Origin of the sequence: Kitasatospora sp. NPDC057904 (assembly GCF_042887925.1) — a bacterium.
GTDB lineage: Bacteria > Actinomycetota > Actinomycetes > Streptomycetales > Streptomycetaceae > Kitasatospora.
Window position 1 is genome coordinate 246,718 of sequence record NZ_JBHVOL010000010.1, and the last position, 24,354, is coordinate 271,071.

Below are 24,354 nucleotides of genomic sequence, written 5' to 3' on the forward strand. Positions count from 1 at the left end.
CGTGTACGTCGCGGAATCCCGCAGCTCGAAGGCCCCCGCCGCCCCGGCCGAAACGCCGGGGCGGCGGGGCGCCGCCCTGCGCGCCGTGCCCGGGGCCGTCTTCGCCCTCGGCACCGTCAGCCTGGTCACCGACATCTCCTCCGAGATGGTCAGCGCCGTCCTCCCGCTCTACCTGCTGACCGGGCTCGGCCTCTCGCCGCTCGGCTTCGGGCTGCTGGACGGCATCCAGAACGGCTTCAGCGCGCTCGTCCGCCTCGCCGGCGGCCACCTCGCCGACCGGCGCGGCGCCGGCGGCGCACCCCGGCACAAGGCCGTCGCGGCCGTCGGCTACGGCCTGTCGGCGCTGTGCAAGCCGCTGCTGCTGTTCGCCCACACCGTGCCCCTGATCGGCGCCGTCATCGCCGTCGACCGCACCGGCAAGGGCCTGCGCACCGCCCCGCGCGACGCGATGATCTCGCTCGCCAGTGACCCCGCGCACCGCGGCCGGGCGTTCGGCGTGCACCGCGCGATGGACACGGCGGGCGCGCTGCTCGGGCCGCTCACCGCGTTCCTGGTGCTCCGCCTGGCCGGCGGCCCGCTGCTCGCCGACGGCGGCGAACGGCACGGCTACGACGCGGTGTTCACCGTCAGCGCGTGCGTCGCGGTGTTCGGTGTGCTGGTCCTGCTGCTGTTCGTGCCGAACCGGCTCACCGGCGACGAGCCCTCACGTGCCGCCCCCTCGCTGCGCGACGGCCTGCGGCTGCTGCGGCTGCCCGGGCTCCGGCGGCTCACCGTGTGCGCCGTCCTGCTCGGACTCACCACCGTCAGCGACTCGTTCGTCTACCTGCTCGTCCAGCGCCGCCTCGACCTGTCCATCACCCTGTTCCCGCTGCTGCCGCTCGGCACCGCCGCCGCCTTCCTCCTGCTCGCCGTGCCCATGGGCCTGCTCGCCGACCGGATCGGCCGCCGCACGCTGTTCCTCGCGGGGCACGGGCTGCTGCTCCTCGCGTACGGGCTGCTGCTCTCGCCGCTGCGCGGACTGCCCGCGGTGATCTGCGTGCTCGTCCTGCACGGCTCCTTCTACGCCGCCACCGACGGCGTCCTCGCGGCCGCCGCGGCCGATACCGTGCCCGCCGAGCAGCGCGGCGCCGGGCTCGCCCTCGTCGGCACCGGGCAGGCGCTCGCCCGGTTCGCCTGCTCGCTGCTGTTCGGCGCGCTGTGGAGCGCGACCGGCGGCTCCACCGCGCTCGCGTGGTCGGCGGGCGCGCTCGCCCTGTGCGTCGTCGGCGCGGCCGTCGTGCTCCGCGAACCCGCCCGTGAGGTGTCTTCGTGAACCAGCCCCTCCAGAACCAGCCGCTCCTCGACGAGCCCGTTCCGGACCGGCCCGTCCAGGGCCGGACCCTCGGGAACCGGGCCAGGGTGCTCATCCTGCTGGTCGCCGTCCTGCTGCTCGGATCCGTCGGCACCGGCGCCGTCCTCCACGCCTCCGACCGCACCGCCCGCCGCGACCGGCCGCAGGCGGGCGGCCCGGCCGTCTCGTCCGGGACGGTGTCCCTCAAGGCCGCCCCGGACGGCCGACGGCTGGTGTTCCGCAACATGGCGTGGGGCCCGCACCGCGACGAGCTCACCACCGTCCCGGCCGACCGCGCCGACGGCCCCCGCACCGCCTCCGGCGTCAAGTGCCTGCGCTTCCACACCGCCGGCGGCACCGGCATCTGCCTCCAGGCCGAACACGGCGCCCTGGAGGACACCTACCGCGCCGTCGTCCTCGACGACCACCTCAAGGAGACGCGCTCCTTCCCGGCCGCCGGCATCCCCACGCGCGCCCGCGTCTCGCCCTCCGGCCACTTCGCCGCCTGGACCGTCTTCGTCAGCGGCGACTCCTACGCCGGCACCGACTTCTCCACCCGCACCTCGATCGTCGACGTCCGCGACGGGAACCTCCGCGAGAACCTGGAGACCTTCGACGTCATCAAGGACGGGCAGCCGTTCCGGGCGCACGACGTCAACATCTGGGGCGTCACCTTCGCCGACGACAACACCTTCTACGCGACCCTCGCCTCCGGCGGCACCACCCACCTCGTCCGCGGCGACCTCGCCGCCCGCACCCTCACCACCCTCCACGACGACGTCGAGTGCCCCTCGCTCTCCCCGGACGGCACCCGCGTCGCCTACAAGAAGCGCGTGCCCGGCCTGCCCGCCGACTCGCCCTGGCGGCTCTACGTCCTCGACCTCGCCACCATGACCGAGACCGCCACCGCCGAGCAGCGCAACATCGACGACCAGGCACTCTGGAGCGACACCGGCACCCTCCTCTACGCCCTCCCCGGCGACTACGGCGCCGACCTGTGGACCGTCCCGGCCGACGGCACCGGCGCCGCCCGGCGGGTCACCACGGCCGCGGTCGCCCCCGCGTACGTGGGGTGAGCGAGGGGGCGGCGGAGCACGTCGAGGAACTCTCGGCCGCGGTCCCTCGTCGAGCACGGTGACGGCTCGATCGAACGGGGGAGCGACAACGGTGGACGGAATCCCGCCCGAGCGCGTGGTCACCGACTCCTGGCCCGCCCTGCACGGCCGGCCGGTGCTGCGCCGCACCGTCGCCGTGAGCCTCGTGCTGCTCGTCTCCGTCGCGGCGGCCCTGCTCGTCCGGGGCATCAACACCCTCACCCTGGGCGGCGGCGGTCGCGAGACCGACCGCGACCGCGCCGAACGCCTGGCCGGCCTCCACCCGTCCCAGCACCCGGGCGCGGGCCGGGCCTTCGTGCCCGTCGGCTCCGTCTACACCCACGCGCCCGACGGGTCCGCCGTCGCGTACCTCCACTACCGCGTCGCGGGCGGCAAGGACGTCGGCCTCGCCGACTTCCTGCGCACCTACGACCTCCCCGACCCGGGCCCCGCCGCTCCGCTCCCGCCCGACCTCTCCACGGCCCTCGGCGGCAACGAACCCACAACGGCCCCGGAAGTCCCCGAGCCGTCCCCGTCGGCGCCCGAACTCCCCGGGCCGTCCCCGACGGTGACCACGGAGGTGGCCCCGGCGGACTCGGTGCCCGTGCCCGTGCCCGCGCCCGCGGCCGTCGACGGGGACGAGGACGAGGACGACGACACCCCGCCGCCGGCCACTCCGACGGCGACCGCGACGGCAACCGCGACGGTGACCGTGAGCCCCGCGGCCACTCCGACGGCGGCTTCGGCCGCCCCCACTACGACCGCCGGCCGCCGCATCTACGTCTCCACCATCCCCGGGGGCCTTCCCGGCGCCGCCGACATCTACGTCCGCGCCACCGGCTGACGCGTTCCTCTCCTGCCCCGATGCCGTGCCCCCGCCGAGCGGGCTCGGCGGGGGCACGGGACGTCAGCGGGCGGCTGGTGCCGCTTCGGGGACCGGGGGCGTCGTCGCGGGCTTCGGGGCCGCGGCCGGGATCGGGGCCGGCGCCGCGGGCTTCGGGGCGCGGGCCGGGGACTGGCCGGCCACCAGGGCGCCCAGGGCGATCAGCAGGCCCAGGACCTGCCACGGGGTGAGCGTCTGGCCGAGGACGACCAGGCCGCCGATCGTCGCGACGACGGGGTTGATCAGGCCGAGGAAGGACGCCGGGCCGGCGCCCAGGCGCTCGATGCCGCGGAACCAGAGGACGTAGCCGAGCGCCGTGCCGAACAGCCCGAGGTAGGCGAACCCGGCCAGGTTGGTGGCGGTCAGCGCGGGCGGTGCGCCCTCGACGACGGCGGCGAGCGGGACGAGGAAGACCGAGCCGGCCAGGAGCTGCCACGCGGTCAGGTCGAGCATGGTGGCGCCCTCGGGACGGCCCCACCGGCGGGTGAGGACCGTGCCCATCGCCATCAGCCCGATCCCCGCGACCATCGCGGCGATGCCGACGCCGTCCAGCCGTGCGCCGCTCTTGAGGACGAGGAGCGCGACGCCGCCGACCCCGGCCAGTCCGGCCAGGACGGTCCGCCGCCCGGGCCGGATGCCGAGCACGCCGATCGAGAACCCGGCGACGAGCAGCGGCTGGATCGCCCCGATGGTCGCCGCGACCCCGCCGGGCAGGCGGTACGCGCCGACGAAGACGAGCGGGAAGAACAGCCCGATGTTGAGCATCCCGAGCACGGCCGCGCGCCCCCACCAGCGCCCCTTGGGCAGTCTGCGCCCCATGAGCAGCAGGAGCAGCCCCGCCGGGAGGGCGCGGACGACGGCGAGCAGCAGCGGACGGCCCTCCGGCAGGAGCTGCGTGGTGACGAGGTAGGTCGTGCCCCAGGCGGCCGGGGCGAGGGCGGCGGTGGCGGCGATTCCCAGGCGGTTCCGGTCCATGGCGGGTTCCCCTCAACGTTGATTATCTGAACGTTGAGATAAATTGTGCGCCGAGGATCTGTGAACGTCAAGTATGTGAAGGTTAAGATAAACGGGTACGGACAGCGGCCGGAGGAGGCGGAGGCCATGCAGGAGCAGGTGCAGCAGCGCGACACCGTGGACGACATCGTCGACCAGTGGGCCCGGGCCCGCCCCGAGATCGACAGCGGCCCGATGGCCCTGATCGGCCGGCTGCGTCGCCTCAACCTGCACGTCGACTCCGCCCTGCGCGAGTACTTCACCCAGCACGGCCTGGACACCTCGGAGTTCGACGTCCTCGCGACGCTCCGCCGGGCCGGCGAGCCGTACGAGCTGAACGCCCGCGCACTGCTCAAGTCCGCGATGGTCACGTCGGGCGCGATCACCAACCGCGTGGACCGGCTGTCCGCGAAGGGCCTCGTCGAGCGGCACCCCTGTCCGGGCGACCGCCGGGCGGTCCTGGTCCGGCTCACCCCGGAGGGCAAGGAGCTCGTCGACACGCTGCTGCTCGGCCACGTCCGGAACGAGGAGCGCCTCCTCGCCCCCCTCGACCAGGGCGAACGCACCCAGCTGGACGCGCTGCTGAAGAAGCTGCTCGTCGCCCACGGAGACGTCGAGCGGTTGTAGCGCCCCGGGCGGGACGACGTATCCAACCGATCCCCGGTCGCGTTAGACCCGGCACAACCGTGCCGGAGGAGAACGCCGATGAAGGACAGGACACCCAGGGACATCGCCGTCGACGACCAGCTCCGAGCCGCCGGCGCCGAGGGCAGGGAGTGGCTCATGGCCGCCGGCTGGGGTCCGCCGGTGACGATCCCGATCCAGCAGGCGGCCCGCTGGCAGCAGGAGGCCCGCGCCCGGATGCTCGCGGCCGAGGCCGACGACACCTGGACCTTCTGCGAACACCTCTGCGCCGGCGGCCCCCAGCCCGTCGTCGTCCACGCCGAGACCCCGGAACGGATGCTCTGCCGCGCCTGCTCCACCGCCGAACGCCCCACCCGCCGCTGCCTGGAATGCGGCCGCCCCGCCGCCTCCGCCTCCCCCGCCGACGGCCGCGAGGACGTCTGCATGGGCCCCGTGGCGATCTACACCCGCCTCCGCTGCCCCGCCTGCTACCAGGCCGACCCCCTCCACGGCACCCTCGCCGCCGGCTGGCCGTAGAGGGCCGGTGGGTGGGCGAGCTGCCTGGGGGCCGGGATCGGGACTGACCTCCTCGCCGTCGGTCACGCCGGCCCCGGGCCCCCTATACTCCCTGTGCTCGATGAGGCTGGGGGAAGCATGCTGAACAATTTCTGGGTGGCTCTGCTCGCCTTGCTCGGCGCGGTGCTGGTGATCCGACTGGCGACGCTCCCACTGCTGGTGCGCGCTCAGGCGGCAATGCGCCGAAGGGCGTTGACGGCCCTCGGGGAGGACGCGGGCGCGGGCGCCCCGGGCGGCATCGGGGCGGCCATCGGTGATGCCGCCGTCACCGTGCTGACCGCGGCCGGGGTGGTGGCCGTGACCCCCGCGATGTTCGTCTTCGGCGACAGGCTGCTCGTGCGGCCGTTCGACACGGCCAACGCGCGGTACATCTCCTTCGAGGTGCACCTGGCCGTTCACCTGGCCAGGACCTGGTACATCACGGTCTTCGTCGTGTGCCTGGTGCTCTGGCTGGGGCTCTCCTACCTGACCCAGCGCAACGTGCTGGCCACCGGCCTGCCGCAGCAGGCGTGGCGCTCCAGGCGGACTCAGCTCCGGGTCGTCGGACTGCTGGTCCTCCGTGCCGTGCTCGCCGTGTTCGTCCTGCCGGTGATCCTGGTCCCGGCCGCGCTGGTCTTCCAGATCGTGGCCGTGATCACGAGTCGCCGGCCCAAGCCCGTCGGCACCGGTGCGGCACAGCAACCGCCGCTGAACCCGTACGGAGCGACCGTGCCGCCGCAGCAGGGGTACGTTCCGACGCAATACGTTCCCCCGGCCCCGCAGTTCGCCCCGCCCACCCCCGCGACTCCGCCGACCCCGCCGGCCCTGCCCGTCCCGTCCGTCGGGCAACCGCTGAGCTCCCACGAGCCCCGCGTCATCGGCGGCTACCAGCTCCTCGGCCGGATCGGCTCCGGCGGCATGGGCACGGTGTACCTCGCCCAGCGGCAGGGCTCCGCGACGCAGGTCGCGCTCAAGACCATCAACCTCGAACTCCTCGACGACGCCGAGCTCCTGCGCCGTTTCCAGCGCGAGTCCGAGGTGCTGGCGATGGTCCCGGGCGCCTACACCGCCCGGGTGCTCGACTCGGGCGTGGACCAGGGCCGCCCGTACCTCGCCATGGAGCTGCTGGACGGCCGCCCGCTCGACGTCCACCTGCGCGAGCAGGGGCCGATCCGCTCCGCCGAGGCGCTGCGCGCCCTGGCGCTCGCGCTGGCCGTGGCGCTGTCCGGGGTGCACCGGCTGGGGCTGGTGCACCGGGACCTCAAGCCGGCGAACATCATGCTGACGACGGCCGGCCCGCGCCTGCTCGACTTCGGCATCGCGGCGATCGTGGACGGCACCCGGCTCACCATGACCGGCGGCGGGCCCGGCACCCTCACGTACATGGCGCCGGAGCAGTTCGGCGACGAGCGGGTCGGCACGGCCGCCGACGTGTGGGCGTGGGCGTGCTGCGTGGTGTGCGCGGCGCACGGCGCGAGCCCGTTCGCGGCGACCAGCACGGGAGCGGTGATCCGCCGGATCGTGGAGACCGGGCCCGAACCGGCCGCGGTGGCGGCGGTCCGGGACCTCGACCCGGGGCTCGCCGCCGTCGTGACCCGCGCCCTGGCCATCGACCCCGCGCAGCGCCCGGCGGACGGGGCGGCGCTGCTGGCCGCGCTCGCGGCGGCCCAGCGGGAGGCCCGGCAGGCGGCCCCGGACCCGGCGGCCGTCCACGACCAGATCACCCGGGGCTGGCAGACCCTGGCCCTCTGACGGCTAGTGCCGTGGACCTGTCCGGCCACGGCACTACGGCGCGACCGTCACCACCGGCTCGTGCCGGACCGGGAAGTTGACCGAGCTCGCGATGAAGCAGGCCCGGTGCGCGTCGGCGTGCAGGGCGAGCGCCTTCTCGACCATGCCCTCGGACGCGACCTCGATCCGCGGGTGCAGCACCGCCGAGGTGAAGTGCCCGCCCTCGGGCGTCTCGGCCATCGTGCCGACCGGGTTGTCGACGTACGAGGTCACGACGACGCCGTTGACGGCGCACAGGTGCAGGTACCAGAGCAGGTGGCACTGCGAGATCGACGCGAGGAGCAGCTGCTCGGGGTTCCAGCGGGCCGGGTCGCCGCGGAAGGCGGGGTCGGACGAGCCGGGGATGGTCGGCCGGCCGTCGGCGGCGACGTCGTGGTCGCGGCCGTAGGAGCGGTAGTCGCCGGTGCCGGTGCCCCGGTTGCCGGTCCAGGTGACCTCGGTGGTGTACGTGTGCAGCTTGGGCATGTGCGAGCCTCTCCGGACGGTCCTGGCGGACAGTCAATCGCATCCGGGGAGGTGGCCGAGGACGATTCGGGCGCAGCCGACCGCATCCGTCCGGGACGTGTCCACTTCCACGTCGTACGTCACACCCACGTGCACCGCCTGCGCCTGCGCCGCGGCCATCCCGGCGGCCCGGTCGCCGCGCGCCGCCTCCCGGGCGCTCGCGACGGCGGCGTCGCACCGCACGCCGACCCAGAGCACGTCCAGGCCGTCCAGCGCCGCCCGCCACCGCCGCTGCGAGGCCGCGCCGCCGAGGAACACCTCGTCGACGACGATCCGGGCGCCGGCCCGCGCCATCGCCGCGACCCCGGTCGTCCAGGCCGCGTCGAGCGCCGCGAACGCCGGTCCGACGCTCACCACGCCGTCGGCGTCCTCGCCCCCGCCGGCCGGGCCGCCGATGCCGCCGATCCCCTCGCCGCCCTCGCGCAGCCGTGGCGGCAGCGCGTCGACCAGGGTGTCCGTGCCGAGGTGCAGCCACGGCTCCGGCAGCAGCTCCTGGAGGTGGCGCGCGATGCTCGACTTGCCCGAGCTGGAGCCACCGTTGAGGACGACGACGTTCAGCGCGAACCCCCGTAGGCCGCCGCCGCGCCCGCGAAGGACGTGGCGAGTTCCGGGGTGCCGGCCCAGTGCAGGTGCAGGTACGACGCGTGGACGTTGCCGTCGGCGAAGCCCTCGGTGTGGGATCCGGTGGGCAGGCGCCACCCCCAGGCGGGGTGGTCGCCGGCGGCCGGCTCGCAGACCGTGCGGTGGAACTCGTGGCCGCGCAGCCGGGTGCCGGCCGGGCCGAGCGGGGAGTCGTGCAGGGCGACGGCCTCCCGGTAGCCGAGGGTGAGCCGTTCGGTCATCCGGGCGGTGGTGTCGAGCACGCCGCACATCGGCTTCCCGTCCAGCTCCCGCCCCAGGTAGAGCAGTCCGGCGCACTCGGCCGCGATCGGACCGCCGGAGGCGGCGAACTCCCGGATCGCCGAGCGCAGTTCCGCGTTCCCGCTCAGCTCCCGGACGTACAGCTCGGGGAAGCCGCCGCCGATGACGAGCCCGGCGGTGCCCTCGGGCAGCCCGGAGGCGTGCAGCGGGTCGAACGGGACGACCTCCGCCCCGGCGGCGCCGAGGAGTTCGGCGTTCTCGGCGTAGGAGAAGGAGAACGCGGCGCCGCCCGCCACGGCGATCCGGGGCCGGCCGGCGACCGGCGCGACCTCGGCCGCCGGGTCCCACGGATCGGCGTCCAGGGCCGGTGCGGTCCGGGCCAGCGCCAGCACCGCGTCCAGGTCCACCGAGGCGGCGACGAGGTCGCCCATGTCCGCGACGGCCTTCAGGGCCTCCGCCGACCGCTCCACGGCCGGGATCAGCCCGAGGTGGCGCGAGGGCGTCGCGACGGCCGTGGAGCGGCGCAGCGCGCCCAGCACGGGCACGCCGGAGCCCTCCTCCAGGGCCTCGCGCAGCAGGTGCTCGTGGCGGTCGGAGGCGACCCGGTTGAGGATCACCCCGGCGAGCCGCACCTCCGGGTCCCAGGAGGCGAAGCCGTGCACCAGCGCGGCCACCGAACGGGACTGCGAGCTGCCGTCCACCACGAGCACCACCGGCGCGCGCAGCAGCTTGGCGACGTGCGCGGTGGACGCCAGCTCCCCGCGCCCCGACGCCCCGTCGAACAGCCCCATGACGCCCTCGACGACGGCGACGTCGGCCCCGGCCGCGCCGTGCAGGAACAGCGGCGCGATCCGCTCCGGCCTGCACAGGAAGGCGTCCAGGTTGCGGCCCGGTCGCCCGGCGGCCAGCGCGTGGTAGCCGGGGTCGATGTAGTCCGGGCCGACCTTGTGCGGGGAGACGGCGAGCCCGCGGGCGGCGAGCGCGGCGATCAGGCCGGTGGCGACGGTGGTCTTGCCCGCGCCCGAGGAGGGCGCGGCGACGACGAGGCGGGGGATGCTCAAGGAATCACCATTCGATGCCGCGCTGGCCCTTGCGGCCGGCGTCCATGGGGTGCTTGACCTTGGTCATCTCGGTGACGAGGTCGGCGAAGCCGGTGAGCGCCTCGGGGGCGTACCGGCCGGTGATGACGACGTGCTGGCTGCCCGGCCGGTCCTCGAGCACGGACACGACCTCCTCCGGGTCGACCCAGCCCCAGTGCATCGGGTAGGTGAACTCGTCGAGCACGTAGAAGCGGTAGGTCTCGGCCGCGAGGTCGCGCTTGACCTGCTCCCAGCCCTCCTTGGCGGCCGCCTCGCTGTCCATCTCCATCTCGCTGGAGCGCTGGATCCACGACCAGCCGGAGCCCATCTTGTGCCAGTCGACGGTGCCGCCCTCGCCGGAGGCACCGAGGACGCGCAGCGCGTTCTCCTCGCCGACCTTCCACTTGGCGGACTTCACGAACTGGAACACCCCGACGGACCAGCCCTGGTTCCAGGCCCGCAGCGCCATGCCGAACGCGGCCGTGGACTTGCCCTTGCCGGGGCCGGTGTGCACGGCGGTGATCGGCTGCGTGCGGCGCTGGCGGGTCGTCAGGCCGTCGTCGGGAACGCTCTCGGGAACACCCTTGGGCATGCTGCTCAGGCCGCCTTTCGCATGGTGGTTGCACGGTTGTCGCGACTGTCGCGGACGAGCGAGGCGACGCCCTCGGCGCGCAGTTCGTCCAGGGTGACGGCAGTGCCGCCGAGGTGTCCGGCGAGGGTGCGGGCGAGGCCGAGCCGGACGGGGCCGGACTCGCAGTCCAGGACGACGCTCGCGACGCCCTGGGCGGCGAACAGCCCGGCGGCGCGCCGGGACTGCGCGAGCGCGTCGCGGCCGCCGGTGGCCCGTCCGTCGGTGACGACGACGACCAGCGGGCGGCGGGCCGGGTCGCGCAGCCGCTCGATCCGCAGCACCTCGTGGGCGCGCAGCAGGCCGGCGGCCAGCGGGGTCCGGCCGCCGGTGGGCAGCGACTCCAGCCGGGCCGCGCCGACCTCGACGGACGAGGTGGGCGGGAGCGCCAGCTCGGCGCCCGCGCCGCGGAAGGTGATCATGCCGATCTTGTCGCGCCGCTGGTAAGCGTCCATCAGCAGCGACAGCACGGCGCCCTTGACGGCGGTCATCCGCTGCCGGGCGGCCATCGAGCCGGAGGCGTCGACGACGAACAGCACCAGGTTGGACTCGCGGCCCTTGCGCACCTGCTCGCGGAAGTCGTCCTTGCGCAGCACGAGCGCGGCGCCGGCGCGCCCGCGCGCCACCTGGTGCGGCGCGGCGGCCTGGAGGGTGGCGGTCAGGTGCAGGCGGCTGAGGGCGCCCTGGGGGCGTCGCGCGCGGACGGTGTACCCGCTGTCGGTCTCGGCGGGGGAGCGGCGGCCCTGCGCGCCGTGGCCGGTGCCGCGCACGGCGAACAGCCGGGTGCGGTACGGGTCGCCGGCCGCGACCGGCGCCGACTCCCGCGCGGGGGCGGGGTGCTGGGCCGGGACGGGCTGCTGCTCGGGGAGGTCCGGGGCGGCGGCGTCGGAGGCGGCGGCCTCCGGGGCCTGCGGACCGCTCTCGGGCTCGGGCGCGCCGCCGCCGTCCGGGCCGGGGCCGCCGTCGTCGCCGGGGCCGGGGCCGTCGCCGTCCGGGTCGTCGCCGTCACCGTCACCGTCGGTCCCGGGGGAGTCCTCCGGGGAGTCCTCGGGCTGCGCGTGCTCCTCCAGCGTCCGGTCCAGCTGCTCCTCGTCCAGTCCGGGCGCGTCGAACGGGTTGCGGCGGCGCCGGTGCGGCAGTGCGAGCTGGGCGGCCTTGCGGACGTCCTCCTCCAGCACCTCCGTGCGCCCGTCCCACGCGGCCAGCGCGACGGCCGTCCGCGCCATGACGATGTCGGCGCGCAGCCCGTCCACCTCGAACGCGGCGCACACGGCGGTGATCTGCCGGAGCGCCACGTCGGTGAGCTCGACCTTGGGCAGCAACTCCCGTGCGGCGGTGATCCGTTCGGCGAGCGCCCGCTCCTCGCCGGCGAACCGCGCCGCGAAGCCGGCCGGGTCCGCGTCGTAGGCGAGCCGCCGCCGGACGACCTCGGCGCGCTCGGCCGGGTCGCGCGTCGCGGCGATCTCCACGGTCAGGCCGAAGCGGTCGAGCAGCTGCGGCCGCAGCTCGCCCTCCTCCGGGTTCATCGTGCCGACCAGTAGGAACCGGGCCGCGTGCCGCACCGAGACGCCCTCGCGCTCGACGTAGGAGCGGCCCATCGCGGCGGCGTCCAGCAGCAGGTCGACGACGTGGTCCTGGAGCAGGTTCACCTCGTCGATGTAGAGCACCCCGCGGTGCGCCTTGGCGAGCAGTCCGGGCTCGTACGCCTTGACGCCCTCGGCGAGCGCGCGCTCCAGGTCGAGCGAGCCGACGATCCGGTCCTCGGCCACGCCGACCGGCAACTCGACCAGCTGGGACGGCCGTTCGCTGCTCCCGGAGGAGGCGTGCGGTCCGTCCGGGCACTGCGGGTCGGGCGCGGCCGGGTCGCAGGAGAAGCGGCAGTCGTCGACGGTGGCGATGGACGGCAGCAGGCCGGCCAGCGCGCGGACCATCGTCGACTTGGCGGTGCCCTTCTCGCCGCGCACCAGCACGCCGCCCACGGCCGGGGAGACCGCGTTCAGCAGCAGTCCGAGCCGCAGGTCGGTCATCCCGACGACCGCGGTGAACGGGTAGCGGACGTCACTCATGCGTTGCCAGCCTCCTCAGGCGCACCGGGCGGCAGGAACGGCAGCGTTCCGGCCGCCGGCACCCCGCCCTCGATCAGCTTCCACAGCGCGTCGGTGTCCGCGTGCTCCTCGATCAGGTCCCCCAGGCGGTCCAGCCGGGCCTCGCGCGCCTCGGCGAACGAGGTGTCCGGCGCCGGGACGAACGCGCGGCCCGCCAGCGCGGCCACCTCGCGCAGGAACTCCCGGCGGAACCCGTCGTTCTCCAGCGCGCCGTGCCAGGTCGTGCCCCACACCGAGCCCACCCGGCATCCGTCCAGGAAGGGCTCCCCGCCGTCCACGGCGACCACCCCGTGGTGGATCTCGTAGCCCTCGACGCGGTGCCCGTAGGCCTCGCCGACCGGCCGGGCGAGCACCTTCTCCACGCCGAACCGCACGCGCGTCGGCAGCAGGCCGAGCGCGTCGACGGCACCGGCCTTGGACTCGACGTCGTCGACGATCGAGCCCGCCAGCATCTGGTACCCGCCGCACACACCGAGGACCGGCAGCCCGGCCGCCGCCCGCGCCCGCAGCGCCGGCTCCAGCCCGCGCTCGCGCAGCCAGGCGAGGTCGGCCACGGTGGCCCGGGTGCCGGGCAGCACGACGAGGTCGGCGTCGGCGAGCTCCTCCGGCCGGGTCGCCCAGCGGACGAGCACGCCGGGCTCCTGCGCCAGCGCGTCCAGGTCGGTGAAGTTCGACAGCCGGGGGAAGCGCACCACGGCCACCCGCAGCACGTCCGCCCCGAGCGGCCCGCGCCCGTCGACCCGGTCCACGACCGTCGACAGGTCCAGCGAGTCCTCGGCGTCCAGCCACAGCCCCGGCAGCATCGGCAGCGTGCCGAGCACCGGACGGCCGGTCAGGCCGTGCAGCATCTCCAGGCCGGGCGCCAGCAGCCGGGCGTCCCCGCGGAACTTGTTGACGAACCAGCCGGCCACGTGCCGCTGGTCCTCCTCGGACAGCAGCGCCAGCGTCCCGTACATCGCCGCGAACACGCCGCCCCGGTCGATGTCGCCGACCACCACGACAGGCAGCCGGGCGGCCGTCGCCAGGCCCATGTTGGCGATGTCCCGGTCGCGCAGGTTGATCTCGGCGGGCGAGCCCGCGCCCTCGCACACCACCACGTCGTACCGGCGGCGCAGGTCCGCCAGGCACTCCAGGGCGCGCTCCAGCAGGACGGGCTTGCGCTCGCGGTAGTCCAGCGCGCCCACCTCGGCGACCGGCCTGCCGAGCAGCACCACCTGGCTGCGGCCGTCCGCGCCGGGCTTGAGCAGCACCGGGTTCATCGCCGCCTCCGGCTCCACCCGGGCGGCCTGGGCCTGCATCGCCTGGGCCCGGCCGATCTCGGCGCCGTCGGCCGTCACGAACGAGTTCAGCGACATGTTCTGCGCCTTGAACGGCGCCACCCGGACGCCCCGGCGGGCCAGCCACCGGCAGATGCCCGCCGTGACGACGCTCTTGCCCGCGTCCGAGGTCGTCCCCGCGACCAGCAGCGCGTTGGTCATGCCCTTCCCCTCCTCAGCAGCGATCGCAGCAGGACGTGCCCCGCGACCGTCGTACCCAGCGCCAGCGCGCCCACCCGCCGCGACAGCGCGCAGGCCCGCTCGATGTCGTCCACCGTCACCGGCCGCAGCTCCGCGCCCAGCACCGGCCGGTGCTCGACGCGCTCGCCGTACTGCAGCGTGCCGCCCAGCCGCACGCCCACGGCGCCCGCGAACGCCGACTCGGCCTGCCCCGCGTTCGGGCTCGGATGCGCCGAACCGTCCCGCCGCCACACCCGCCAGGCCGTCCGCGGCTGCGGCGCGGCGGCCACCGTCAGCAGCGCCGTCAGCCGGGCGCCAGGCCAGCCCGCCACGTCGTCCAGCCGGGCCGAGGCCCAGCCGAACCGGGCGTGGCGCGGCGAGCGGTGACCCACCATCGCGTCCAGCGTGTTGACGGCGCGGAAGGCCAGCAGACCGGGCGTGCCGGCGAGGGCGCCCCAGGCCAGCGCGTTCACGACGGCGTCCGCGGTGTTCTCGGCCACCGACTCCACGACGGCGCGGGCGATCTGCTGCCCGTCCAGCGCGCTCGGGTCGCGCCCGCACAGGTGCGGCAGCCGCTCCCGGGCGGCGGGCAGGTCGCCCGCGGCCAGCGCCCGGCCGATCGTGCGCGCCTCCCGGGTCAGCGAGGTGCCGCCGAGCACCGTCCAGGTCGCGGCGGCGGCCAGCGCGGCCCGCCCCAGCGGCCGGCGGCCGGCCGTCCGCTCCAGCGCCACCGCGCCCGCCGCGACGGCGCCCACGCAGAGCGCCGTGTACGCGGCCCCGGTGGCCCGGTCGTCGCGCCACATCCGGCGCTCCAGGCGGGTCGCCGCACCGCCGAAGACGGCCACCGGGTGGCCGCGGCGCGGATCGGCGTAGCGGGCGTCCGCCAGGTAGCCCGCGACGGCGCCGACCGCGAAGGCGGCGGCGCGGGTCAGCGGGCGCACGACGGAGGGGGACAGGGGAGGGCTCGGCGGGTCGGGGCAGCCTGCATCGCGTGCGAGTCCTCACTCAGGGTCCGCGCCCTGGATCGACGTACCGGGGGCGAGAGTCTCCTGGCTTCCGGGTCGAACGCACCCCCGGAGCCTTCCAGCAGCACGTCAGCGAAGACTGACGGTCCGCCGTGGCGTCGTTCCGGCCGTGCTCCCCGGTGACAGTGGCGGGACCGCGCCGGACTCGCACCGGCTTCCTCTGCATGCCTCCGTTTGGCCCTGGGATCCCATCACGCGGCCGAACCGGGAGTCAACCGAGGTCACGGAGGGGTTGGTCACACGCGGGAGGCCCGGCGCGCGCCCGCGAACGCCCCCGTCACTACCTCCGAGTACTGCCGCCGCAGGGGCATGACATCCTGTGCGATCCTCCAGCGGTCCGCGCGCGCCCTCCCCGGCGCTTCGTGCGTTCGGCGGCTGGGGGCCCGTTCGTACCGGCCCTAGCGTTCGTTCACATGCGACGAAGACAGCCTCCGCCCGCCCTGCCCCCGGTGCCGTTCTCGCCCGCCGCGGCCCGCGCCCACCGCGCCGGGCTCGGCCTGACCCCCGAACAGGTCGCCGGCGGCATGGCCGCGCACGGCGTCCGGCTGCTGCCCACGCACGTCATCGCCTGGGAGAGCGGCGAGCTGCGCCCCACCGAGGAGGAGTTCATCGCCCTCGCCCGCGCCCTGTGGTGCCCGCCCGCGCAGCTCATGGGCACCCGCCCGGCCCGCCTGCGCGACCACCGCGTGGCCCGCGAACTGAGCCAGGACACCGCCGCCCGTCGCATCGGCGTCGCCCTGCGCGTCTACCAGGAGGCCGAACTCACCGGGACGTGGGACGGCGACGAGGAGCGGACGCACGCGCTCGCCCAGGTGCTCGGACTGCGGCTCACCGAACTCGTCGAGGTGACCGGCCGCGGCGCCGAGCTCGACCAGCGGCTGCGCAGGTGCGTGGACGGCCGCTGGCAGCCCCACCTGCGGGCGGTCGCGCGGCTCGTGCCGGTCCACGAGGACGACCTCGCGACCGTCCTGACGGCCCTGCACCAGGAGCACCAGGTGTCCTCCCCGCACTGGGGCGCCGCGACGCCCACCCTGCCCCCGCGCGACCGGCCCCTGGCCCCGCGCTTCTGGGAACTCCTCGGCCGCCTCCACACGGAGATCCCGGTCTGACCCCACCCCCACCCCGTCCCCGGCTCCCACCCCACCCCGTCCCCACCCCGCCCCCGCCTCCGCCTCGGCCTCCCGCCTCCCCGCCCTCCGCAGGAGCCGCCCCCCCACCCCGTCCCCCGTACAGCCCATCCCACTGGCCCCCGCCCCCACCCGCCAGTGAACTTGTCCCCAGCAGACTCACAGAGCGGGGAGCGATATGCGTTGGGGAACCGCAGCCGCCGTGGCGGCAGCCGCCGTCGGCACCGGGGTCGCCGTGCTGGTCGTCGGCCGGCGGGCGTCCGAGCGGCTCGTGCGGCCGGAGAGCGCCGTGCTGGAGTCCGGCCCCGTCCTGGTGCAGAGCCTCGCCGCCGGCCGGATCACCTTCAACCGGACGCCCGCGGCCCTCCACCCCGGCCGCTGGGCGCTGGAGTGGGACGGCGACGGCCACGCCGTCGTCGACGACATCCTGCACAGCGACGAACAGGGCGTCACCCGCCGCCTGGTCCGCGCCGACCGGGGCACCCTGACGCCCGGCACCGAGGTCCGCTTCACCCCGCGCGTGCACCTCGGCGACCCGACGACCTCCCTCGGCCTCCCGTTCACCGAGACCGCCGTCGCCGGCGAGCTGGGCGCGATGCCCGCCTGGCGCCTGGACGGCAAGCGCGGCACCTGGGTGGTCCTCGTGCACGGCCCCGGCGCCGACCGCACCCAGACGCTCCCCGTGCTGCCCGTCCTCCAGCGCCTGGCGCTGCCCGCCCTCGCCGTCACCTACCGCGGCGACCAGGGCGCCCCCGCCTCGCCGGACGGGCTCGGCCACTTCGGCGAGACCGAGTGGCGCGACGTGGAGTCGGCCGTGCGGCTCGCCCTCGACAGCGGCGCCGGCCGGGTGATCCTCTACGGCTGGTCGGTGGGCGCGACGATGTGCCTGCACGCCGCGGCCCGTTCGGCCTGGGCGGGGGCGATCGCCGGGATCGTCCTGGACTCGCCGGTGCTCGACCTGCCCGCCACCGCCCGCCGCGACGCGGTCCGGGCCGGCTACTCCAGGCCGGTCGCCGAGCTCGGCGCGCTGGCCGCGGAGGGCCGCACCGGGGTCGACCTGGCCGACTTCGCGCGCCTCGCCGAGGGCGCCGACCTGCGCGTGCCGACCCTCGTCCTGCACAGCCCGGACGACCCGATCGCGCCGTTCCGCGCCGCCCGGCACCTCGCCACGGCCCGTCCCGACGTCGTCAGCCTCCGCACCTTCCCGGGCGCGGACCACACCGCCCTCTGGAACTCCGACCCCGCGCACTACTCGGAACTCCTCCGGCGCTGGCTCACCCCCCTCCTCTGATCCGGACCGGCTGCCGTTAATCCGGGGCATTCCGGCCGGTCATTCCCCGGTCCGGCCCCCGCTTCCTCCGTTCTTGCAATTCCCCCCACCCGTCATCGCGCGCCACCCGGGCACCGGAAGCCGATTCCGCCGGAACGGGAAGTCGGCGCGGTCGATTTCCGCCACCGGTCCCGCCCTCGCCGACCTGGCCGATCCGCATCCACCCGGAGCACTCCCGGCGGGCGTGCCCGGTGCGCGCATTCCCGCCTCCATCCGTCGGCGACACCGCGAGAGTCGGCCATTCACCCCTCGCCGCAGCCCTTTCCGTATCCGTTCGAACACCCCCCGTGACCACCGCAAACGGGCCTGGCATGAGCCCGCCACACGATTCCGGCCAGGCGGTTTGCCGCTGTTGCCCGATCTTGCGGAGGTGCTGCCACAACCCGCCCGCCCGTACAACCAACCGGATGTGACAGAAGGCCGGTACAAGGGGAAGACTGCTCGACGTGACGTCTCGGAACCCGCGCGACCGTGATGCCCCGCTCCCACCGACGATCGGTACCGGTGCGACGGTGACCCGCCTCCCCGGTACGGCCCACCGGCCCGTCGGGGCCAGGCCGGGCGGGGGCGGCGTACCCCGCCGACGAGGCCCCGCACCCGCCCCAGGCCGCGGCCGGGTCCCCGTGCCGGACGGCTTCCCCGCCCCCGCCGAGCTGGCTCCGCTGGCCCGCCGGATGCTGGTGGACGCCGTCCGGATCGCCCGCTGGGCGGGGGAGCTCGGCGAGGTCGACAAGCGGGGCGAACTGCTCCCCGAGGACGCCCGCGCGGCGGGCCGCGCACTGGCCATGACGGTCGGCGCCGCGGCCAAGGCCTGGGGCCAGGCGCTGCTGGTCGGCCTGGTCGAGGCCCGCGACGGCGGCGCCGGGCCGGGCTGGCGGCTGCACGCCTGGGAGCACGACGACGAGGCCGTGGTGCGCGGCTGGTCCGCGCTGTTCGACGCCTGGACGCTGCTCGCGCCGGTCCCGCCGGCCGCCCTGCGCGGCGTCTTCACGGTGCTGGCCGGCCAGGCCGTGGACCAGGCCCCGCAGCTGCTCTCCTTCCTGCACCTGGTGGCCGGCCCGGTCGCCGACAGCGAGCTCCTGGAGCTGCTGCGCCGCGGCCTGGACGAGCGCCGGGTCGGCGGCAGCGGGGGCGTGGGCCTGTCGCCCGTGCCGCACGCCGCCTCCGCCGTGTCGGCGGTCCGCGGCACCTGCCGCGAGCCGCAGATCGACACCCCGGCCGCGCCGGCGGACGTCGCCGCCGTCCTGGACTGGATGCTGGACGGCCTCGCGGCCGTCGGCGCCGTGGTGCGCCGGAACGACGCCGCCGAGCTGTCGCCGCTCGGGCACTGGGCGGTGCGGGCGAAGCTGGAGGAGATCTGCACGGTCGCCCAGACCGCGGCCGGCCACATCGAGCAGAGCGCCTACGAGCTGCTGAACGCCTGCGCCGACTACTCGCCGGGCCCGGCCCGGGCCGAGTACCGCGCCTGGGTGGCGGCCCGCCCGGCGGACCGTGCCGTGGCGGAGCTGCTGGACGCCGCCCAGGGCGACGACGCGCTCGTGCGCGGCCTGGCCTTCGAGGCGCTGCGGGTGGCCGGGGGCACGGCCGAGCAGGCGGTGCGCGCGGCCGTGGACGAGCCGGTGCTGCGCCCGTACGCGCTGCTGTGGCTCGCTGAGCAGTCGGACGAGGGCGTGTCCCCGGCCGACGTGCTGGGCGCCGAGGATGCGGCCTGGCTCTGGGTGGACACGGCGGCCGCGGTGCTGGACCACGGCGAGACCGAGCTGCTGGTCGGCCACGTGGAGGGCGCCTCGGCGGGCGACCCGGTGCGGCTGTTCGCCCGGGCCCGGCAGTCGGGGCACCCGCGGGCGGCCTCGGTGCTGACGGCGGTGTCGGGCGTGCACCCGGACCCGGGCGTGGCCCGGGCGGCCCGCCGCTCGGCGTTCAGCGTCCACACCGGCGGGGCGTGAGCGCCCGGAAGCACGTATGACGAAGGGGCCCGGATCCACTGCGGATCCGGGCCCCTTCGTCATGTGCGCTTCGTACGCGGGAGGCTCAGCCGAGCCGCGACTCCGCCCGCCGGGCGCGGACGTCGCCGACCTTCTGGCCGACCTTGCGCCGGATGACCAGCAGCGGCGCCATGGCCGCGAGCGCGATCTGGGCGAAGGCGCCGACGTGCAGGAGCAGGTCGCCGCCCGGCAGGCCGGTGGCCCACGCGGCCAGGCAGCCGATGGAGACCACGATCCAGCACAGCGTGGCGGTGGCCAGCAGGCCCTGCGGCTTCGGGTACTCGATCCGGCTGACCATCAGGTACGCGGCGCCGAAGATGGCGACCAGACCGGGCAGGAACGGCGGGTCGAGCAGCACGATCGCGATGACCGTCATGGCGCCCATCGGGCAGGGCATGCCCTGGAACACCCCGGGCCGCATCTTCACGGCCGAGAAGCGGGCCAGCCGCAGGACCACCGCGAGCAGCACCGTCAGCGCGATCAGCGCGGACAGCGGCCGGTTGGAGCCCTGCGAGACCATGCCCCAGACCGCGACGAAGTAGGCCGGCGCGATGCCGAAGCTGATCAGGTCGGCCAGGTTGTCGAGTTCGGCGCCCAGGGCGGAGGAGCGCAGCTTGCGCGCCACCAGGCCGTCGAAGAGGTCGCACATCGAGCCGATCAGCAGCAGCGTCACCGCGGTGGCGGCGCTGTGCCGGTCCGGAGCGACGTCCGGGTTGGTGATGTGCGGGATCAGGACCCCGGTGGTGATCGAGTAGATCGCCAGGAAGCCGCAGACGGCGTTCCCCAGGGTCAGGAAGTCGGCGGTGGACAGGTGCTGCGGCGAGCGCGGCGCGCGGAGCTCGCGGTCGCGTGCCCAGCGGCGACGGCGCAGCGCCGTCTCCTCGTCGTCCAGGCCGACGATGGTCTCAGGATCAGTCACGGTCAAGGCGTGTCACCCCGGCTGTGGTCTTCTGGCCGACCTCGACGCCGACCTCGACGCCGGCCGGCAGGTAGGTGTCGACCCGGGACCCGAACCGGATCAGGCCGATCCGGTCGCCCTGGGCGACCTTGGTGCCGGCGTCGACGTAGGGCACGATGCGGCGGGCCACGGCCCCCGCGATCTGCACCATCTCGATGTCGCCGAGCTCGGTGTCGAAGTGCCAGACGACCCGCTCGTTCTGGTCGCTGTCCTTGTTGAACGCGGGCACGAACCCGCCCGCGACGTGCTCGACCGACGTCACCGTGCCGGGCAGCGGCGCGCGGTTGACGTGGACGTTGAGCGGGCTCATGAAGATGGCGACCCGGGTGCGGCCGTCCGGCCAGGCGTCGATGCTCTGCACCACGCCGTCGGCGGGGGAGATCACTCTGCCCGTGCCGATCTCACGCTCGGGGTCGCGGAAGAACCACAGCATGCCCGCGCCGAGCGCGCAGGCGGGTACCGCCGCCAGGGCCCACTTGCCGCTGCGCCGGGTGAGGGCGGTGGTCACGGCGGCCGTGGCGAGGGTGGGGACGAACCAGGGGGTGGCTCCGCGCGCGATGGTCACGCGGGGTCGCCGACCGGCCGTCGTGGCTGCGAGGGCATCGCGGTCCGTGACGGAGGTGTGAGGGGACGGGCTGATGGGCATCGAAGACCTTTGTCGCGGGGGATCATGGCCGCTGGACGGGGGCCACCGCGGGATCGGGTAAGAGAGGGACGGCTGCTGTCCCGGTGGATGCTATCGGGAGCACACGGTGGGTGGGCAACCCGCCTGCTCGTTCCGCAGGCGCGAGGTCACGCCTACTCATACGACCGTAGCTCGGCCCCGTCCGGTTCCCAAGGGCCCGGACGGGCCTGGTGACTCTTGTCTCAGCGGGTGCGCCGGGGGAACGCCGCGTCCGCGCCATCCGCTCCCGGACGCCCCGGGACGGCGCCGCGACGGCGTGCGGAAGCGGCCGCGGGGCGCGTAGCTGCAGCTCTACGCCCTGCGGCCGCTTCCGGGGCCGTGCCGGACCCCAGGCGGACCAGGCCGGGGCCGTCGTGGCACGGCGGGATGCCGGGACGGGCCCGCACGCCCGTCGGCCGGCTGTTCCGGGGGCCACCCGTCGAGCCGGGGTGGCCCGGAGGTCACTCGGCGATCCGGTACTCCTCCAGGAGCCGGCGTCCGACGATCATCTTCTGGATCTCCGCAGTTCCTTCACCGATGAGCAGCATCGGGGCCTCGCGGTAGAGGCGCTCGATCTCGTACTCCTTGGAGAAGCCGTAGCCGCCGTGGATGCGGAAGGCGTCCTCGACGACCTCCTTGCAGTACTCGGAGGCGAGGTACTTGGCCATGCCGGCTTCGAGGTCGTTGCGCTCGCCGCTGTCCTTCTTGCGGGCGGCCATGACCATCATCTGGTGGGCGGCCTCGACCTTGGTGGCCATCTCGGCGAGCTTGAACTGGATCGCCTGGTGCTCGGCGATCTTCTTGCCGAAGGTCGAGCGCTGCTGGGCGTAGGAGATGCCGAGCTCGAAGGCGCGGCGGGCGACCCCGCAGCCGCGGGCGGCGACGTTGACGCGGCCGACCTCGACGCCGTCCATCATCTGGTAGAAGCCGCGGCCGGGGACGCCGCCGAGGATCCGGTCGGCCGGGATCCGGACGTCCTGGAGGACCAGCTCGGTCGTGTCGACGCCCTTGTAGCCCATCTTCTCGATCTTCCCGGGCACGGTGAGGCCGGGGACGGTCGGGTTCGGGCCGAATCCGGCCGTCTTCTCGATCAGGAAGGTGGTCATGTTCTTGTACGGGCTGCTGCCGCCCTCGTCGGTCTTGCACAGGACCGCGACGAGGGTGGAGGTGCCGCCGTTGGTGAGCCACATCTTCTGGCCGTTGAGGACGTAGAAGTCGCCGTCCTTGACGCCCTTGGTGGAGATGGCCGAGACGTCGGAGCCGAGGCCGGGCTCGGACATCGAGAACGCGCCGCGGATCTCGCCGGCCGCCATCTTCGGCAGGAAGTAGTCCTTCTGCTCCTGCGTGCCGTGGGCGTTGATCATGTGCGCCACGATGAAGTGCGTGTTGACGATGCCGGAGACGGACATCCAGCCGCGGGCGATCTCCTCCACCACGAGGGCGTAGGTGAGCAGCGACTCGCCGAGGCCGCCGTACTCCTCGGGGATGGTGAGGCCGAAGAGGCCGAGCTGCTTCATCCCCTCGACGATGGCGGTCGGGTACTCGTCCTTGTGCTCCAGCTCGGTCGCGACCGGAATGATCTCCTTGTCGACGAAATCCCGCACGGTGGCGAGGATGTCCCGCTGGATCTCGGTGAGGCCGTCGGTCTGTGCGAGGCGTCCCATCGTGCGGCTCCGATTTGTCGTGAAAAGTCGGGGGGGGGGGGGATTGCCGGGGGCCCTGCCGGCGTGGCTGCGGCAGCAGGGCCCCCGTTCCGGGTGGGGGTCGGCCGATGACGGCGGCCTGCCCCTCCGGGGCATTGGGAGGGGAAAAGCGGTTCAGGAAAGAGGGGTGGGACGGCCGGGCTGCTCGCCGCCGCGCTCCTTGATGTACGTCTCGGTCGGCACCATCACCTTGCGGCGGAAGATGCAGACGACCGTGCCGTCCTGCTTGTACCCCTTGGTCTCGACGTAGACGATGCCCCGGTCGTCCTTGGACTTGGAGGGCCACTTGTCGAGGACGGTGGTCTCGCCGTAGATCGTGTCGCCGTGGAAGGTCGGCGCGACGTGCCGCAGCGACTCGATCTCCAGGTTGGCGATCGCCTTGCCCGAGACGTCCGGGACGGACATGCCGAGCAGCAGCGAGTAGATGTAGTTGCCCACGACGACGTTCTTCCCGAAGTCGGTCGTCTTCTCCGCGTAGTTGGTGTCCATGTGGAGCGGGTGGTGGTTCATGGTGAGCAGACAGAACAGGTGGTCGTCGTACTCGGTGACGGTCTTCCCGGGCCAGTGCTTGTAGACCGCGCCGACCTCGAACTCCTCGTAGGTGCGTCCGAACTGCATGGTGCTACGCCTCCGGGATCTCGAACTTGGTGGTGCGCTCCATGCCGGCGGCCCGGCCCTTGCCGGAGATGACCAGGGCCATCTTGCGGCTGGCCTCGTCGATCATCTCGTCGCCGAGCATCGCCGAGCCCTTGGCGCCGCCCGCCGCGGAGGTGCAGTAGTCGTAGGCGTCGAGGATCAGCTCGGCGTGGTCGTAGTCCTCCTGCGAGGGCGAGTAGATCTCGTTCGCGGCGGCGACCTGGTCGGGGTGCAGCACCCACTTGCCGTCGAAGCCGAGGGCGGCGGAGCGCCCGGCGACCTCGCGGTAGCCCTCCTGGTTGCGGATCTGCAGGTACGGGCCGTCGATCGCCTGGAGGTCGTTGGCGCGGGCGGCCATCAGGATGCGCATCAGGATGTAGTGGTAGGCGTCGGCGTTGTAGCCGGAGGGCTGCTCGCCGACCACCAGGGACTTCATGTTGATCGAGGCCATGAAGTCGGCGGGGCCGAAGATGATGGTCTCCAGCCGGGGCGAGGCCTCGGCGATGGCGTCGACGTTGATCAGGCCCTTGGCGTTCTCGATCTGCGCCTCGATGCCGATCTTCCCGACCTCGAAGCCCATGGTCTTCTCGATCTGGGTGAGGAGGAGGTCGAGCGCCTTGACCTGCTCGGCGTCCTGGACCTTCGGCAGCATGATGCAGTCGAGGTTGGGGCCGGCGCCCTCGACGACGGTGATCACGTCGCGGTAGGTCCAGTGGGTGGTCCAGTCGTTGACGCGCACGACGCGGGTCTTGCCGCCCCAGTCGCCGTTGTTGAGGGCGTCGACGATGGTGTGGCGGGCGCTCTCCTTGACCAGCGGGGCGCAGGCGTCCTCCAGGTCGAGGAAGACCTGGTCGGCGGGCAGGCCCTGGGCCTTCTCCAGGAAGCGCGGGTTGCTGCCGGGCACGGCGAGGCAGGAGCGGCGCGGGCGCAGGCGGTTGACAGTGGTCATGAGGGTGGTTCTGTTCCTTCCCAGTGGTCAGCTG

22 protein-coding genes and 1 riboswitch are annotated in these 24,354 nt (G+C 74.6%); of the genes, 9 read left to right on the plus strand and 13 right to left on the minus strand.

Going from position 1 to position 24,354, the window contains the following annotated elements; translation table 11 throughout:
- Nucleotide 1 precedes the first annotated feature (1 nt).
- The 3 genes from ACFVSN_RS25635 (at nt 2) to ACFVSN_RS25645 (ending at nt 3,268) form a co-directional block, all read left to right on the plus strand.
- Nucleotides 2-1,312, plus strand: coding sequence for an MFS transporter (locus ACFVSN_RS25635; RefSeq protein ID WP_387956663.1), 1,311 nt, complete (start codon nt 2-4; stop codon nt 1,310-1,312).
- Between the two features lie 86 nt (nt 1,313-1,398).
- Nucleotides 1,399-2,406: a TolB family protein gene (locus ACFVSN_RS25640; RefSeq protein WP_380445243.1), complete on the plus strand. Its 1,008-nt coding sequence runs from the start codon at nt 1,399-1,401 to the stop codon at nt 2,404-2,406.
- A gap of 91 nt (nt 2,407-2,497) precedes the next feature.
- Nucleotides 2,498-3,268, plus strand: a complete 771-nt coding sequence (locus ACFVSN_RS25645; protein ID WP_387956664.1) for a hypothetical protein — start codon at nt 2,498-2,500, stop codon at nt 3,266-3,268.
- Between the two features lie 63 nt (nt 3,269-3,331).
- Here ACFVSN_RS25645 and ACFVSN_RS25650 read toward each other — a convergent pair whose 3' ends face one another.
- Entirely contained in the window at nt 3,332-4,282 is a 951-nt protein-coding gene (locus ACFVSN_RS25650) for an EamA family transporter (protein ID WP_387956665.1), read from the minus strand.
- 75 nt (nt 4,283-4,357) lie between these two features.
- On the opposite strand from ACFVSN_RS25650, the gene ACFVSN_RS25655 reads away from it, so the two are divergent.
- From ACFVSN_RS25655 to ACFVSN_RS25665, 3 genes are all read left to right on the plus strand, one after another.
- Nucleotides 4,358-4,927 (plus strand): MarR family winged helix-turn-helix transcriptional regulator, encoded by a 570-nt coding sequence (locus ACFVSN_RS25655; protein WP_387956666.1) that lies wholly within the window; start codon nt 4,358-4,360, stop codon nt 4,925-4,927.
- A 78-nt stretch (nt 4,928-5,005) separates the two neighbouring features.
- The gene (locus tag ACFVSN_RS25660; RefSeq protein ID WP_387956668.1) at nt 5,006-5,461 is read left to right on the plus strand and encodes a hypothetical protein; all 456 of its coding nucleotides are present in this window, start codon (nt 5,006-5,008) and stop codon (nt 5,459-5,461) included.
- A 135-nt stretch (nt 5,462-5,596) separates the two neighbouring features.
- Nucleotides 5,597-7,231, plus strand: coding sequence for a serine/threonine-protein kinase (locus ACFVSN_RS25665; protein ID WP_387956669.1), 1,635 nt, complete (start codon nt 5,597-5,599; stop codon nt 7,229-7,231).
- Between the two features lie 33 nt (nt 7,232-7,264).
- Here the strand turns inward: ACFVSN_RS25665 and ACFVSN_RS25670 are convergent, their stop codons facing one another.
- Genes ACFVSN_RS25670 through ACFVSN_RS25700 form a run of 7 tightly spaced genes read right to left on the minus strand, consistent with a single transcriptional unit; the run spans nt 7,265 to nt 14,884 of the window.
- A complete protein-coding gene (locus ACFVSN_RS25670; RefSeq protein ID WP_380445234.1) occupies nt 7,265-7,735 on the minus strand; it encodes an OsmC family protein in 471 nt (156 codons plus the stop codon).
- Nucleotides 7,736-7,768: 33 nt separating this feature from the next.
- A complete protein-coding gene (gene cpt / locus ACFVSN_RS25675) occupies nt 7,769-8,332 on the minus strand; it encodes a chloramphenicol phosphotransferase CPT (RefSeq protein WP_387956693.1) in 564 nt (187 codons plus the stop codon).
- Nucleotides 8,329-9,696, minus strand: a complete 1,368-nt coding sequence (locus ACFVSN_RS25680; RefSeq protein WP_387956670.1) for a cobyrinate a,c-diamide synthase — start codon at nt 9,694-9,696, stop codon at nt 8,329-8,331. Before ACFVSN_RS25680 ends, cpt begins: the two co-directional genes overlap by 4 nt.
- A 4-nt stretch (nt 9,697-9,700) precedes the next feature.
- Nucleotides 9,701-10,306: a cob(I)yrinic acid a,c-diamide adenosyltransferase gene (gene cobO / locus ACFVSN_RS25685; RefSeq protein WP_380445236.1), complete on the minus strand. Its 606-nt coding sequence runs from the start codon at nt 10,304-10,306 to the stop codon at nt 9,701-9,703.
- 5 nt (nt 10,307-10,311) lie between these two features.
- On the minus strand, nt 10,312-12,408 hold the full coding sequence (locus ACFVSN_RS25690; protein WP_380506283.1) for a putative cobaltochelatase: 2,097 nt from the start codon (nt 12,406-12,408) through the stop codon (nt 10,312-10,314).
- Entirely contained in the window at nt 12,405-13,925 is a 1,521-nt protein-coding gene (locus tag ACFVSN_RS25695) for a cobyric acid synthase (protein ID WP_380445238.1), read from the minus strand. Before ACFVSN_RS25695 ends, ACFVSN_RS25690 begins: the two co-directional genes overlap by 4 nt.
- Nucleotides 13,922-14,884, minus strand: coding sequence for a cobalamin biosynthesis protein (locus ACFVSN_RS25700; RefSeq protein ID WP_380506277.1), 963 nt, complete (start codon nt 14,882-14,884; stop codon nt 13,922-13,924). Before ACFVSN_RS25700 ends, ACFVSN_RS25695 begins: the two co-directional genes overlap by 4 nt.
- Before the next feature lie 101 nt (nt 14,885-14,985).
- Nucleotides 14,986-15,130, minus strand: a riboswitch (cobalamin riboswitch).
- 251 nt (nt 15,131-15,381) lie between these two features.
- Between ACFVSN_RS25700 and ACFVSN_RS25705 the strand changes: the two genes are divergently transcribed.
- The 3 genes from ACFVSN_RS25705 (at nt 15,382) to ACFVSN_RS25715 (ending at nt 19,371) form a co-directional block, all read left to right on the plus strand.
- Entirely contained in the window at nt 15,382-16,077 is a 696-nt protein-coding gene (locus ACFVSN_RS25705; protein ID WP_380445240.1) for a helix-turn-helix domain-containing protein, read from the plus strand.
- A gap of 220 nt (nt 16,078-16,297) precedes the next feature.
- Nucleotides 16,298-17,386, plus strand: coding sequence for an alpha/beta hydrolase family protein (locus tag ACFVSN_RS25710; RefSeq protein ID WP_387956671.1), 1,089 nt, complete (start codon nt 16,298-16,300; stop codon nt 17,384-17,386).
- 662 nt (nt 17,387-18,048) lie between these two features.
- Complete coding sequence (locus tag ACFVSN_RS25715) at nt 18,049-19,371, plus strand: hypothetical protein (protein ID WP_380449099.1); 1,323 nt, start codon at nt 18,049-18,051, stop codon at nt 19,369-19,371.
- Between the two features lie 85 nt (nt 19,372-19,456).
- Here ACFVSN_RS25715 and ACFVSN_RS25720 read toward each other — a convergent pair whose 3' ends face one another.
- From ACFVSN_RS25720 to ACFVSN_RS25740, 5 genes are all read right to left on the minus strand, one after another.
- The gene (locus tag ACFVSN_RS25720; RefSeq protein WP_380445125.1) at nt 19,457-20,335 is read right to left on the minus strand and encodes a CDP-alcohol phosphatidyltransferase family protein; all 879 of its coding nucleotides are present in this window, start codon (nt 20,333-20,335) and stop codon (nt 19,457-19,459) included.
- Nucleotides 20,322-21,014 carry a phosphatidylserine decarboxylase gene (locus tag ACFVSN_RS25725; RefSeq protein WP_329926306.1) on the minus strand — a complete coding sequence of 231 codons (693 nt, stop codon included), beginning with the start codon at nt 21,012-21,014 and terminating at the stop codon, nt 20,322-20,324. Before ACFVSN_RS25725 ends, ACFVSN_RS25720 begins: the two co-directional genes overlap by 14 nt.
- Nucleotides 21,015-21,493: 479 nt before the next feature.
- Entirely contained in the window at nt 21,494-22,696 is a 1,203-nt protein-coding gene (locus ACFVSN_RS25730) for an acyl-CoA dehydrogenase family protein (RefSeq protein ID WP_380445124.1), read from the minus strand.
- 153 nt (nt 22,697-22,849) lie between these two features.
- Complete coding sequence (locus ACFVSN_RS25735) at nt 22,850-23,353, minus strand: MaoC family dehydratase (RefSeq protein ID WP_045704019.1); 504 nt, start codon at nt 23,351-23,353, stop codon at nt 22,850-22,852.
- A gap of 4 nt (nt 23,354-23,357) precedes the next feature.
- Nucleotides 23,358-24,320: an HpcH/HpaI aldolase/citrate lyase family protein gene (locus ACFVSN_RS25740; RefSeq protein WP_380445123.1), complete on the minus strand. Its 963-nt coding sequence runs from the start codon at nt 24,318-24,320 to the stop codon at nt 23,358-23,360.
- Nucleotides 24,321-24,354: the final 34 nt, after the last annotated feature.

What these genes read in the sequence shown, in the direction of transcription:
- ACFVSN_RS25690 (WP_380506283.1), bottom strand. Translation starts at nt 12,408, where the DNA reads ATGAGTGACGTCCGCTACCCGTTCACCGCGGTCGTCGGGATGACCGAC.
- ACFVSN_RS25650 (WP_387956665.1), bottom strand. Translation starts at nt 4,282, where the DNA reads ATGGACCGGAACCGCCTGGGAATCGCCGCCACCGCCGCCCTCGCCCCG.
- ACFVSN_RS25705 (WP_380445240.1), top strand. Translation starts at nt 15,382, where the DNA reads ATGCGACGAAGACAGCCTCCGCCCGCCCTGCCCCCGGTGCCGTTCTCG.
- ACFVSN_RS25660 (WP_387956668.1), top strand. Translation starts at nt 5,006, where the DNA reads ATGAAGGACAGGACACCCAGGGACATCGCCGTCGACGACCAGCTCCGA.
- ACFVSN_RS25730 (WP_380445124.1), bottom strand. Translation starts at nt 22,696, where the DNA reads ATGGGACGCCTCGCACAGACCGACGGCCTCACCGAGATCCAGCGGGAC.
- ACFVSN_RS25670 (WP_380445234.1), bottom strand. Translation starts at nt 7,735, where the DNA reads ATGCCCAAGCTGCACACGTACACCACCGAGGTCACCTGGACCGGCAAC.
- ACFVSN_RS25740 (WP_380445123.1), bottom strand. Translation starts at nt 24,320, where the DNA reads ATGACCACTGTCAACCGCCTGCGCCCGCGCCGCTCCTGCCTCGCCGTG.
- ACFVSN_RS25735 (WP_045704019.1), bottom strand. Translation starts at nt 23,353, where the DNA reads ATGCAGTTCGGACGCACCTACGAGGAGTTCGAGGTCGGCGCGGTCTAC.
- ACFVSN_RS25695 (WP_380445238.1), bottom strand. Translation starts at nt 13,925, where the DNA reads ATGACCAACGCGCTGCTGGTCGCGGGGACGACCTCGGACGCGGGCAAG.
- cobO (WP_380445236.1), bottom strand. Translation starts at nt 10,306, where the DNA reads ATGCCCAAGGGTGTTCCCGAGAGCGTTCCCGACGACGGCCTGACGACC.
- ACFVSN_RS25725 (WP_329926306.1), bottom strand. Translation starts at nt 21,014, where the DNA reads ATGCCCATCAGCCCGTCCCCTCACACCTCCGTCACGGACCGCGATGCC.